This is a genomic window from Candidatus Poribacteria bacterium (assembly GCA_026706025.1).
Taxonomy (GTDB): Bacteria; Poribacteria; WGA-4E; order WGA-4E; family WGA-3G; genus WGA-3G.
In genome coordinates this window covers 1-11,946 of the sequence record JAPOZO010000035.1, presented here as the reverse complement: position 1 = coordinate 11,946, position 11,946 = coordinate 1, and the positions used below count along the sequence as shown (strand labels likewise).

The window sequence follows — 11,946 nt, the reverse complement described above, 5'->3', positions numbered from 1 at the left end:
CGGGCAACACTCCGAATTATAATTTTCTTGTAAGGAGGTATACATGAGATGTAAGTGTTTTCTCCTATTTTTTCTGCTAAGTGTAGTTGGGTTAGACATAAGTGTTTATGAGGTGTCGGCAGAGGCTCCGACGACTGCGAAGATAGCGTTCTCATCGTGGCGTGATCGGAATCTGGACATCTATCTGATGAATCCGGATGGCAGCGGGGAGGAGCGGCTCACCAACCATCTCGCAAGGGATAGTGGTCCGAAATGGTCTCCGAGCGGCGAATACATTCTTTTTAATTCTGACCGAGACGGTGCACCAGGAGACTGGGATCTCTATCTGATGGATGCCGATGGCTCTAATGTGCGACGCGTGTTCAAGAAGGAGGCGGTAAGGACCATTCCAACATGGTCGCCGGATGGCGAACAGATTGCTTATACCCGTTGGGAGCAGGGGAAGTTTTATATCTATATTGCGCCAATAGATGGTAAAAAAGAGGAGCGTATCGCACTTGGCAGTCAACCCGTATGGTCTCCAGAGGGCACGGAGATAGTCTTTATTGAAGGGACACCCAGAGACCCCAAGCGGATTAGTATGTTAGATATGCGAACGCGTAAACACAAGTTCTTCTTCCCACAGAAGGGGCCCGCGTGGGTTCGGCATCCTGCATGGTCTCCAGAGGGCGATAGGCTGACATTTGCTTGGTACAACCGTGTTGAGTTTAATGTAGAAGAGTTTAAACTGGAGACGATCTATATTGTCAATCGCGATGGCACAGGACTTCAACAAATTATTGAAGAAGGGAAGCGAGCCGTAGCACCGGAGTGGTCTCCAGGGGGAGACGCGCTGATTTATAGTCAATTGGATAAGAATGATATGCAGCAAATCTTCAAAGTTACGTTGAATGGCGGCGAGCCAGTGCAGCTGAGCAATCCTCACTTCATAAATTTTGTAGGGGATTGGTTCGATCCTGCGTTTGCATTGCCGGTTTCACCACAGCCGAATTTCCTAACGACGACGTGGGGACACGTGAAACGGCAATAATCTTTCCGGCAAACCCCCTAAGCAGCTGCGCTTCCCAATTACAAACCACAAACGTATTTAAGAACTACCGCTCCCGCCCTGAAATGAGCAGGTCAAAGGAATTGCTCTGCCATCCGCCGTCCGTGACGATGTTGTCCTTTGTCTCACGTAAACGATCGACCATACGCGCCTTCATTCGACGGAGCACATGCTTGTAACCGAGTTGGTTCGCTAAGTTATGGAGTTCGTGCGGATCGCTCTTCATGTCGTAGAGTTCATCCTCGCTGTACGGATTGTAGACGTACTTCCATGAATCCGTCCGCACCATCCTGACAGTAGCAAGTGTCGGCTCGTACCCGTGAAATTCGGCGAACACATCATCGGGCCAGTCCGCTACCGTTTCACCTCTCAAAAGTGGAACAATTGATCTACCATCAAGATTATCAGGGGTTTCTGCACCACCGAGTTCCAAAAACGTGGGCATGAGATCTACAAGATTCACAAATTCATCACACGTTGTGCCGGGTGATGTTGCGCCGGGCCAACGGATCACGAGCGGAATGTGGTGCGTCTCCTCGTACATGTGAAAACCTTTATTGAAAAGCCGATGGCTGCCGAGCATATCCCCGTGGTCAGTTGAAAAGACGACGACGGTATTTTCCGCCATACCACTGGCTTCAAGGCAGTCGAGAATTCGTCGCACCTGATCGTCAATGAAGGTACAGAATCCCCAATACGCAGCGATAACCTTCTGCCAATCGGGCCAGGTGAGGTGGCTGGCGTTCCATCGGAGCATCTCCTTCTGCTGGATGAGGGGTTTGTTGATGAACTGTTCATCAAAGTTGCCCCACCGTTCAACGGTGTCCGGATCGTACATCGTATCATAAGGTGCTGGCACGGCGTACGGGAAATGAGGTCCGAAGAAGTTCGCAGCAATCATAAAGGGTTGCTCAGAATCCGAATAACCATCGATTAATTCAATTGCTTTATCAGCTGTCCACGCTTCCATCGTCCGTTCAACAGGGAGCGGAAGTCTGCCATAGAAAGGTGCCTCACCACCCCATTCAAAGGGTTGGACAGCGTCTCTATCAATTCGGAAGTCAATGCCGTCGTCACGGAGCCACTGATGCCACTCATTATAAGGATGCCATTTGTCATAGCCCCAGAACTCCGTGTCGCCTTGCTTGGCGAGATGCCATTTACCTATGCAACTTACGCGATAACCTGTTTCTGTTAGAAGTTTTGGATATGCGGGTTTGTCGAGAATCTGGTTTGCAAATACGCCGTTGAAATTCCCCATGTTCGACAGCTGCCCGTGGTTATGCGGATAGAGTCCGGTGAGCAGTGAACCGCGCGCAGGAGAGCAGAGTGCTATAGGCGTATAGGCGTTTGTGAACCGCATACCTGTCGCAGCGATCTCGTCAACAGCAGGTGTTCGGCAAATTGGCGCACCGTTGCAACCGAGTGAATCGAAACGTTGTTGGTCGGTAAGAAGAAAGAGAATATTAGGAGATTGTGCCATGATTATTATTCCTTTTTTCTAAAGCGAATTGTAGTTATCAGAGTATTGGAGTCAGCACGTGCTTCAAGGTTCAGGTGGGTTCGGATACAATAGCAATATTTTTGGGGCCTTTGAAGTCGAGTTCAATACGCTCAAAGTGGACTGAATGCCGCCGATAAAAATCTTCTATTGCCGTCAACAACTCATATTGCCCGCGACGCTGCGCATCCCAGAAGTTGCAGCACGGGATTATCACGGCGGGCCGAACGAGTGCTGCTTCTCCCAATTGACGTAATGCGCCATCGGGATGGAGTCCAACCAACAGATCATAATAATCAGCCATTCCGGGTTCAAATTGTTCAGGACGATGCTCTATGCCTTTGAGCACTGTGCGGCGCGGGTCAATGAGTTCGCATGCGAAATTTTTCTTTTTCGTGAGAAGTCGCGTCAATATCCCCTTTCCACCAGCGACATCAGCGACACTATGGATCGTATTGCGATAGTGCGCAGCAACGAAATCTGCGACAACTTCAAACCGTTGTGGATCGCCATGTACCCGATGTTGTGCTCTGCTCATTTTAAATTCTCCGGGTTTAATGCTTCCAGTGCTGGATGGACAAATCGTCCGTCTTTCCGAATCAGGTTTCCGTCAAAGGACATTTCCCCACCACCGTGTTCCGGTGCCTGAATCATCACCATATCCCAATGGACAGCGGATCGATTCCCGTTGTCTGCTTCCTCATAAGCCTGACCGGGTGTGAAATGAAAAGAGCCTGCGATCTTCTCATCGAACAGAATATCGAGCATCGGATTTGTGATGTACGGGTTGAAGGCAATAGCAAACTCGCCGATATAACGTGCGCCTTCGTCCGTATCAAGGATGGCGTTCAGCCTTTCGGTACTATTCGCCGTTGCTTCAACGATTTTACCCTTTTCAAAACGGAGTCGAATATCCGTAAAGGTTGTCCCCTGATAGATTGTGGGTGTATTAAAATGGATCGTTCCGTTGACAGAATCGCGGACAGGAGAGGTGAAGCATTCTCCGTCAGGTATATTATATTCACCCGCACAAGGAATAACAGGGATGTCCTTAATACTGAACCGTAAATCGGTACCCTCCCCGACAATATGGACTTCATCCGTTTCCTCCATTAGAACCTTGAGGGGTGCCATGGCGCGTTCCATTCGACTGTAGTCGAGCGTGCAAACGTCAAAGTAGTAATCCTCAAACGCCTCCGTGCTCATCTTCGCCTGCTGTGCCATTGCGGGGTGGGGCCATCGTAGCACAACCCATTTTGTCTGGGGTACACGGATATCATTAAGGGGCCGGAGCCAATATTTTTGATAGCGTTGTATTGCCTCTGACGGGACATCCGACATCTCCGTGATATTATGGCTCCCACGAATCCCTATATACGCCTGTACCTTTCTCATACGATATATTTCGTATTCACCCATCAATTTTATGCCAGCATCGTCTCCGCCAAGAATGATCTCACGTTGGATACGGTTTTGCTTGAGTTCAACAAGTGGAATCCCACCCGCTTTCCGCACGGCGCGAATGAGGGCAATAACCATCTCTTGTGGAATATCAATGCCTTCGATGAGTACAAATTCGCCGGGTTGGACTTTGGTGGAATGGGTCGTGAGAACGTTTGCGAGTTCATCAAGTCGTGGGTCGTGCATATTTACCTCAAAAGCAATTGTTGTTAGAATATGTAAAAATCCAAAATCGAATTTTGTGAAAAGTTTCAACTTTCAACGTTGTCCGCTTGATATACAAAATTTTCTTGTATACTATCAGCGAGCGATGTCCACCACGTTTCATCTGTGGGAACACGCAGTAGATGGGTGTTGCGGGGTGCATCATTCGCGCCTAAACCTTTTTCAATTATCTGTGTGTCTGTGTCGCGTTCCAGTAATTCTGCAAGTGTATATTCCAAGCGTTCAGGCGAACGAATTGCGATGACATTGACAATTTCAGTTAATTGTAAATCCAACAGAAAGTCAACGTTCCAGAACAATTTTTTTCCGTTTTTTGGGAATGGGTCAGGCGGTCCCAAGCCACAACCATGGAATTGGTTTACCATTTTTTCTCGGATAGCATGTGGCGGTTTATCACCGCTCCGCGTTGCGTGCCGAATGAGCCGTCGTGCCAACGAAGTCTCGCCTTTTTCTGATAGCGCGGAACCGACATAAACATAATCACCAACGGGCAATGAAATCCGTTTGCCTTTCTTGAACCGTCCGAATTGTAATGTGGTGTTCTCTTTAAGGCGGATTCCCAAGATGTATGTTCCTGCCTGTGAATCATCGCCGATGATATGGATGCTCGGAATTTCCATCAATCCAACCTATAAACTATATTTCTTTCAACTCCGGGACATGTTCATCTTCATATTTTTCAGTAACAGGAAGACTCCGCTACAAGGCACATTCAATCTTCAAGGTTCAAGAGGGCATGCGTAAACTCATCAATGCTTGATGCTTGCGCGGCAACACGGTGTAACTGATCCAGACGTTGTAGATCGTCAATGGCACCCAGAAAAGGCTTTAACTTTTCTGCGACCTCCGTTTCAAATCGGACATCTAACACTGTGAGTATTGCTTCAACTGCGTACTGTTTTTTGCCTTGTTCGATACCTTGTTCGATACCCTGTTCGATACCTTGTTCGATACCTTGTTGTAGAATATACTGGTAAGTCGATGATTCTAACATAGGTCCCTCCATTAGATGTTGGATGTCGGCAGGGTCAACGATTAAACCACTCAAAACCCATTGCCATAGTAATAAATCCTTCTGAAGTTCTGGCTCCAACGACAGTGCCCGTGTGATTTGATGACATTCCTCAACCCATTCAACCGCTGATACCCCTGCCCGCGGCCGCATCAACGGAGCAAATGCCATCAGAGAAATCTGATCCATCTCAAAAATCGACTGACCCTCAAGTTCACTGAGGCGGATCGCTTGATACTCTATCTCAATCTTGTGTCCCGGAAACGTTTGGTTATACCCGCCCGGGTCATTCTGACCCGCATCGGGACTCAAATAGATGATGTAAGACAAAATCGGCAACCCGTATCTTTCAAAGCATCGCCCGAAATAGCCAACCTTGCGTTGGAGTATCTCTGCCCTCGTCTCCCTGCTAACTTGGAACTCAATATGTACTAAGACTTCTTGCGCTTCAATAAGCGTCTTCGCCAAAACGTCCATACGGCGTATCTCAACGGTGGGAAGTTCAGTCTCAAGTTGCTCAAGGAACTTCAGCCCTGGTATTTTGGTCAGGGTCCGCAATAAATCTTCGGTGAACGTTCCAAAGATATGTTTGCTGACAATATCGTATCGATTGTGCGGTAATTCTTCAAGGCGTTGGTTTAAGACATCTTCCATATCCAGATTATACCCCTATTTGTTGATGAATGTCAACTTTTTTAGAATTTGGGTATTGAAACAAAAACGAAAATCTATTAGAATTGCAAAAGAGGAAACTACCCATCGGAATCGCGAGCGTGGGAAAACACCCAAGCAAAAACACTCGCGCCTACGACAGCAAGCGCACTTAAGCCCAACTTCGGCGAGCTGAATAAACGGAACGGCACTTTATTGCCATACCTACCTCAACGAACCGCAAGGAAAATTACAAGAATGAAAATAGGTCGATTATCTATCGGATATGTCACGGTTACTGTGATGTTAGTACTACATCTTCTGCCGGTTTGGGGTTTCAAGTACTTCCCGACCCAGGACGGGGCAAGTCATATCTATAACGCTTACGTTGTGAAAGAATATCACAACCACGAAAACTACCGGTTACGCGAAGTCTACGACCTGAATGCGACTGTCTTTCCGAACTGGACCTCCCACGCGCTTCTGCTACTATTGTTATACATCTTTCCACCGCTCGTTTGCGAAAAGATCGTACTTACCCTCTGCATCAGTCTCCTACCGCTCTCACTCTTGTATTTCCTCAACGGTGTCGAAAAGAGAAATACGGTCTTCGGGCTGCTTGGGTTTCTCTTCGCCTACAACTACCTACTCCACATGGGGTTCTACAACTTTGTCCTGAGCATGTCTCTGTTTTTCTTCACACTCGGCTACTGGTGGAGGGTGAAAGATAAACTCGGATTGACAAACATCGTGGTCATATACATATTGCTGTTGGTGACCTACCTCACGCACTACCACTCTTATGCGTTACTGATCATGTCGCTGACGTTCTTTTCTCTTTACGGGGCGGCGTACGATGCCCTGCGCGGGATGTGGGGTTATAAGGAGACATCACAGCCACTGGCAGAGCGTTTCAAGGAGGGGCTGACAAAACTTAAACCTGCCCTGACTTTCATAGGGAGTCTCATACCTGCTTACTTTATCTTGTTCTCCTACTATTTCTACCTTATCAACGCTCACGGGGGTGATGGTAACCATAAAGGTTTTGAATGGCTAAACGACTATTTCTTCGGTATGAAATCTCTTGTATCCTTCCGAGACGATCACATACTAATCGGACGTGTGTTACTGGTCTTTTTTGCTATCGCCTTTGTCCTCACAGTTATCGATAGAATCCGGCATTATTATCAATTCCGCGAATCAGAGGAATGGAAAGAGACTGGCGAACGGGTCTGGACACGCGTTGTGACGCAAATGGATGGGTTTTTGATCATGGCAGTCCTCATCACTGCGATGTATTTCATAGCCCCATGGTCGGGTTACAGCGGCGGTTGGATAAACGACCGGTTTCATCTGTACATATTCCTTGTGTTGCTCCCGTTTTTCGCCGTCAACGGGCATCGCTACATAAACTATGGAGTTGCGGGGATCATCATCGTCCTATCCTTATGGCATCTTGGCTATAATGTTCACACATACACCCTACTGAATCGGGATATTGCCAACGCGCTCTCATTAGAAGGTATGGATGAAAAGGATACGATCCTCATGAGCACACCGGGAGAGTGGGGCGGTTTTTCAGATTCGCTCGGTTTTCAACCGAAATACGTTGAACCGTTTGGGCACATTGAGTGTCTATTGGCAACGCATAAGGGGATCGGTTACCTCAATAACTACGAGGCAAATACGGATCATTTTCCACTGCAATACAAGGAAACAGAACAATACACGGCAAAAGAATTGCCTGCTGATTATGCCATCATTTGGCGGACGGAGTATGGCGATGTTGCTGGCTTGGAGGAAGAGTATGAACTCCTTGATTCCAACGACTATAACCGCCTCTATCGCCGCAAACGCGCAGCACCGGATACCGAAATGTGGGGTGGTGGAACCACCGTTGCCTTTGATTTGCAACCGGATGATGGACAGACGGCACCGGAACACATCGGCGTATATGTGGATACGGTTTACACCGATGGGCAATACGGTTGGTTGACGGAGTCAGAACGGGAGGTCTTTGAAAACGAGTCTGAAGTTCCACACCCCTACGAGGATAGCATTTGGGGGACAGCAGATGGCGTTTTCCGAGTGGCACTTCCGAACGGCGTATACGAAGTGACATGCTATTTCAGTGCAAGCGAATCTGAGCCGTTAGAGATAAACCTGATTGCGGGCGGTGAGAAGCAGATTCAACGATTACAGATTCCTGTTGGAAATGAGACGATTGAGAGGCGTTACAGTATCACGATTACAGATGAACACCTAACGCAGGTGATATATACCCGTGGAAAAGGAAAATACAAAAGGTGGGGGTGGAGTGGCTTTAGTATTCAATCAACCGATGGCGGACCGAACTTTCGTCTTCCTGAAGAAACCGATGAATAATGATTCGGTGGAATGTTTAGTCTTTACGTTTTATGTCAGTGGTCTTCCCCAAGTAACCCTCGCTTCTAACTGGAAACTGAGGAAACCTTCATCATCAACAAAGTCAGACAAGATATGCGACAGTTCGGTGTCAAATGCTTTGACGTTTTCCTCTCCCATGTGCTCTTTGGACATACTTTCCCTTGAATGAAAAGACTGAACATAGTCTGTAAGCGATTGTGAGAAACTCACCGGTGTCGTCCGTTTATCTCCAACCAATTCCAGATGCCCCCTATTCACAAGTTCTTGAATCAGATCGATCTGCTCATGATGTCTATTAGTGGAATACTTATGGATTAGTGAAAGTTCTGCGTCATGCCAAGGTGATTCAATAGGACGATCCCCATCAATGATTACGAGATACCCATCCGTCGTCAGCACCTCCTTGAATCTTGGAAAAACCACATTCCACTCCATCCAATGGATACTGGCACCAGCCGTTACCATATCGTAGGGCGGGGACAGCTGCACCTCCTCGATAGGTCCAACGATCCATCGGAGGTTTGGGTGATAGCCGTTGATGAGGGACTTTCCTACTCGGATCATTTCCTGTGAGAAGTCAACCGCATCAACGCCTTCTACATGATCCACGAGTACCCGTGCAATCTTTCCTGGACCACATCCGACATCCAGAACTCTCCCGCGAGGTTCTCCGAGCAAATTTAGAAGTATCTCATAGGTTTCATCTGGATACGGAGGTCGGAGTTCGTATGTTTCTGCTAAGCTTCGGTTTTTGAATCGTGATGCGTAATCGTCCCAGTATTGTCGCGGTCTTGTGATTTCCATGTTTCAATCCATTCCATCGGATAAACGCTTATATTCAAGAAACTTCTCTTGAACGAAACCTTTGCTGAAGAGGCTTTTGCTCAGATCAAAACCTTCCCCGATCGAGTCCGTCCGTCCAAAACAGTAGAAGGCTGCACCCGCATTCAGACAGACCAGATCCAAGACTGATTCGGGTGCTTGGTTTTGTAAAAGAGATAGGAAGATTTCCGCATTCTCGTCGTTATCACCGCCTGGAATGGTGCTGTAGTCTCGTTCAGTAATCCCGAAGTCCGAAGGTTTAATGTTATATTCTTTGACAACACCGTCAGTGAGTTCAAATATATGCGTGGCTCCAGAAATTGAAACCTCGTCAATTCCAGGTTCACCAACAACAATTAAGAACCGTTTCCGCCCAAGTTGGCGGAGTACTTCTGCCAACTGTCTGCCCATACCTACATCAATCGTCCCGAGGATTTGATATTGCGGATTTGCGGGGTTACATAGCGGTGCACTGAGATTAAAAATGGTTCTCCTATTTGCCATTTGTCTGGCAGCTACAACCTCTTTCATCACCGGATGATATGTACGAGCAAAGAGAAAACAGACTTTCGTTTTGGTGAAAATGTCCGCTAATCGGTTATCTTCAAAATCGAATTCACAGCCAAGTTTTTCCAGCAAATCAAAACTTCCATTCGGTCGCTTTGAACCTTTATTGCCATGTTTGATAACTGGAACGCCACCAGCAGACAGAACAAATGCAGCGGTGGTGGATACATTGAACCGATCCAAACCGCTACCCCCCGTGCCGCATGAATCAATGGCGTTGGAAGTCAGAGGAACGGGTCTCGACTTCGCCAACAATGCCCTTGAAAACCCAAGAATCTCATCAGCAGTTTCGCCTTTTTCAGAGAGTGCTATAAGCAGTTCTGCTATCTGTTTGTCCGGTACATCTTTTTCGAGTATTGTATTCAAACATTGCTCGGCTTCACTGACTTGTAGAGATCCACCGACTTTGACTTTGTCAATGTATTCTGAGATCACGATTTTCCTTCCGCGCTGAAGTTAGGAAATCAAATGCCAATGCATCACCAACAGGCACATAACCGATTTTGGCGTAGATATTACTGGAAACTGAATCCAATAAACAGGCAATTGACTCAAATAGAACAAACAGGATCTGACAGAAAGGATTTTTGAAAGATTTCTCTGGATCCTCCTTCAGGTCCTGGAGATGCCTTTGCAAAAGGTTCAAAACCCATCTTCTTGTAAAATCGACGCGCTGGCTGACCTTCCAGATTATCCTCGCCGAATGTTGTAACGAATAACTCAGCAGGTGGTTTGATCAAATCAAATACATGTTCTAAGAGAACTGTGCCGATACCCCTGCGACGCCATTGCTCTGCCACGGACAGCCAACGAATATGATACTCAGGCTGTCTGAAGGACAGAAACAAACCTCCCATCAACGGTGCTCCAGCAGATCGATCTTGTTCCCGAACACAATATGCACTTCCTCGATCTATGTTTTTGCGTAGGGCGTTCTGAAAATCAGGCTGGTCAACCATCGGTCCGAAGAGAAATTCGACCTCCAATGCCAATTCAAGCCAACTCGGAACATCAGCGCGTGTAGCGATCTGGACTTTCATTAGGGTTTTCCTTGTTTTGAAGGCTTTGTAGAAACAGTGATACGATACAATCGTTGTGCAGCATTTGAGACATCATTTCTCCAAGACATCAAGACAAGATTTCAAGCGACGATCATGATCGGCATATTGTTTTAGCCACTCAACGACTGTTTTGCCATCCGTAAGTCTGGCTTGCAAATCCGCGCCATGTTCTACAAGATACCGCGTCGTTTCTACATGTCCATGACCGGCTGCGCAGTACAGGGGAAAATGCGCGTGATCTGATGTTACATTGATATCCGCCCCACTGCCGACCAACTGTTCTACAATTTCTTGGTCACCGTTTCGCGCAGCATGGTGCAAGGCTGTATCACCACGGGCGTAACGCTCCTGCACTAACATTGGCTCGTCACGGAGCATTGCGTTGACTCGTTGTACATTGGCTAAGAAAACGGCGTATATAAACTGACGCGCCGTTTCGCTCGATGGCTTGGCATGTGCATCCAAGCCTCCATACGCAATGAGTAATGACACGACTTCCTTATTGTCTGGTACTTCTCCAGCATAGTGAATCGCGTAACCGTCATGCGCTGCCAAATCAGCACCACAGTCTATTAGATATTTACTCCCGCAACCGGCAGCAGGCGAACGAAGCGTTGTCAGAGTTAAGAAAGAAAATACCTGCAGCCTTCAAGGGTCAGTTGGAGACCATGCGTGCCGAGACCCACGAAAAATACGTAATATGCGACGAAATCTTCTGCGCGTGGGGGAGTTTTAACTGGCTGTCCTATCGTGGCGAGGTAGACGATGGTTACCGTCGCGAAACGAGCTACTATTCGGAGAGGCAGAGTGACATCGAACTCTGGAAAGACAACGCAGTGTCCCTATTTGCTTCCTGACTAACCATGCAACGCAGAGGATTTTGGTCTTCTTTGCAAGCCGAAATTGCTACGCCTGAACGAGAAGGCACTGTTGGCGGCGGTGCAGCAGACCTGCGTGGAGTGGACGGTCTGGTCAAGCCCTGGAGAGCGATAGCATCTCAAAGGGTCAGGTATCGCGTATCTATGGAGAGCTCGACCGTGTGGAGGACAGCTTCTTGGAGCGTCCTCTGGGGGACCGTACTGCTAGGTGCTGGGTGAGTCCGGAGCAGATGTCCTGGCGTTCACGCACTTCCTGTCAGGCATCCAGCCATCCAAACACCGACGCTGGACACACTTGCTCGTGCAGGCACCCG

At 47.7% G+C, this 11,946-nt stretch carries 12 protein-coding genes; 3 read left to right on the top strand and 9 right to left on the bottom strand.

Going from position 1 to position 11,946, the window contains the following annotated elements; translation table 11 throughout:
• The first annotated feature begins 43 nt into the window (after positions 1–43).
• The gene (locus tag OXH00_08095; GenBank protein MCY3740967.1) at positions 44–1,030 is read left to right on the top strand and encodes a hypothetical protein; all 987 of its coding nucleotides are present in this window, start codon (positions 44–46) and stop codon (positions 1,028–1,030) included.
• 64 nt (positions 1,031–1,094) lie between these two features.
• Here OXH00_08095 and OXH00_08090 read toward each other — a convergent pair whose 3' ends face one another.
• The 5 genes from OXH00_08090 to OXH00_08070 form a co-directional block, all read right to left on the bottom strand.
• Positions 1,095–2,531, bottom strand: a complete 1,437-nt coding sequence (locus OXH00_08090) for a sulfatase-like hydrolase/transferase (GenBank protein MCY3740966.1) — start codon at positions 2,529–2,531, stop codon at positions 1,095–1,097.
• 70 nt (positions 2,532–2,601) lie between these two features.
• The gene (locus tag OXH00_08085; protein ID MCY3740965.1) at positions 2,602–3,087 is read right to left on the bottom strand and encodes a hypothetical protein; all 486 of its coding nucleotides are present in this window, start codon (positions 3,085–3,087) and stop codon (positions 2,602–2,604) included.
• Entirely contained in the window at positions 3,084–4,196 is a 1,113-nt protein-coding gene (locus OXH00_08080) for an aminopeptidase (protein MCY3740964.1), read from the bottom strand. The genes OXH00_08085 and OXH00_08080 overlap by 4 nt, the downstream gene beginning before the upstream one ends.
• A 65-nt stretch (positions 4,197–4,261) precedes the next feature.
• Positions 4,262–4,855 (bottom strand): DUF123 domain-containing protein, encoded by a 594-nt coding sequence (locus OXH00_08075; protein ID MCY3740963.1) that lies wholly within the window; start codon positions 4,853–4,855, stop codon positions 4,262–4,264.
• Positions 4,856–4,947: 92 nt separating this feature from the next.
• Positions 4,948–5,901 (bottom strand): hypothetical protein, encoded by a 954-nt coding sequence (locus OXH00_08070; protein MCY3740962.1) that lies wholly within the window; start codon positions 5,899–5,901, stop codon positions 4,948–4,950.
• A 255-nt stretch (positions 5,902–6,156) separates the two neighbouring features.
• On the opposite strand from OXH00_08070, the gene OXH00_08065 reads away from it, so the two are divergent.
• Positions 6,157–8,283 (top strand): hypothetical protein, encoded by a 2,127-nt coding sequence (locus tag OXH00_08065; GenBank protein MCY3740961.1) that lies wholly within the window; start codon positions 6,157–6,159, stop codon positions 8,281–8,283.
• 30 nt (positions 8,284–8,313) lie between these two features.
• Here the strand turns inward: OXH00_08065 and OXH00_08060 are convergent, their stop codons facing one another.
• The 4 genes from OXH00_08060 to OXH00_08045 all read right to left on the bottom strand — a co-directional run bounded on the left by OXH00_08060 (position 8,314) and on the right by OXH00_08045 (position 11,309).
• A complete protein-coding gene (locus OXH00_08060) occupies positions 8,314–9,108 on the bottom strand; it encodes a methyltransferase domain-containing protein (GenBank protein MCY3740960.1) in 795 nt (264 codons plus the stop codon).
• A gap of 3 nt (positions 9,109–9,111) precedes the next feature.
• On the bottom strand, positions 9,112–10,128 hold the full coding sequence (gene trpD / locus OXH00_08055; protein MCY3740959.1) for an anthranilate phosphoribosyltransferase: 1,017 nt from the start codon (positions 10,126–10,128) through the stop codon (positions 9,112–9,114).
• Between the two features lie 116 nt (positions 10,129–10,244).
• Positions 10,245–10,733 (bottom strand): GNAT family N-acetyltransferase, encoded by a 489-nt coding sequence (locus OXH00_08050; protein ID MCY3740958.1) that lies wholly within the window; start codon positions 10,731–10,733, stop codon positions 10,245–10,247.
• Between the two features lie 72 nt (positions 10,734–10,805).
• Positions 10,806–11,309, bottom strand: coding sequence for an ankyrin repeat domain-containing protein (locus OXH00_08045; protein MCY3740957.1), 504 nt, complete (start codon positions 11,307–11,309; stop codon positions 10,806–10,808).
• Between the two features lie 59 nt (positions 11,310–11,368).
• Here OXH00_08045 and OXH00_08040 point away from each other — a divergent pair, with 59 nt between their 5' ends.
• Positions 11,369–11,611 carry a hypothetical protein gene (locus tag OXH00_08040; protein MCY3740956.1) on the top strand — a complete coding sequence of 81 codons (243 nt, stop codon included), beginning with the start codon at positions 11,369–11,371 and terminating at the stop codon, positions 11,609–11,611.
• Positions 11,612–11,946: the final 335 nt, after the last annotated feature.

Bases quoted from the DNA above. Each gene is read 5' to 3' on its own strand.
- OXH00_08095 (MCY3740967.1), top strand. From the start codon at position 44: ATGAGATGTAAGTGTTTTCTCCTATTTTTTCTGCTAAGTGTAGTTGGG.
- OXH00_08090 (MCY3740966.1), bottom strand. From the start codon at position 2,531: ATGGCACAATCTCCTAATATTCTCTTTCTTCTTACCGACCAACAACGT.
- OXH00_08085 (MCY3740965.1), bottom strand. From the start codon at position 3,087: ATGAGCAGAGCACAACATCGGGTACATGGCGATCCACAACGGTTTGAA.
- OXH00_08080 (MCY3740964.1), bottom strand. From the start codon at position 4,196: ATGCACGACCCACGACTTGATGAACTCGCAAACGTTCTCACGACCCAT.
- OXH00_08075 (MCY3740963.1), bottom strand. From the start codon at position 4,855: ATGGAAATTCCGAGCATCCATATCATCGGCGATGATTCACAGGCAGGA.
- OXH00_08070 (MCY3740962.1), bottom strand. From the start codon at position 5,901: ATGGAAGATGTCTTAAACCAACGCCTTGAAGAATTACCGCACAATCGA.
- OXH00_08065 (MCY3740961.1), top strand. From the start codon at position 6,157: ATGAAAATAGGTCGATTATCTATCGGATATGTCACGGTTACTGTGATG.
- OXH00_08060 (MCY3740960.1), bottom strand. From the start codon at position 9,108: ATGGAAATCACAAGACCGCGACAATACTGGGACGATTACGCATCACGA.
- OXH00_08050 (MCY3740958.1), bottom strand. From the start codon at position 10,733: ATGAAAGTCCAGATCGCTACACGCGCTGATGTTCCGAGTTGGCTTGAA.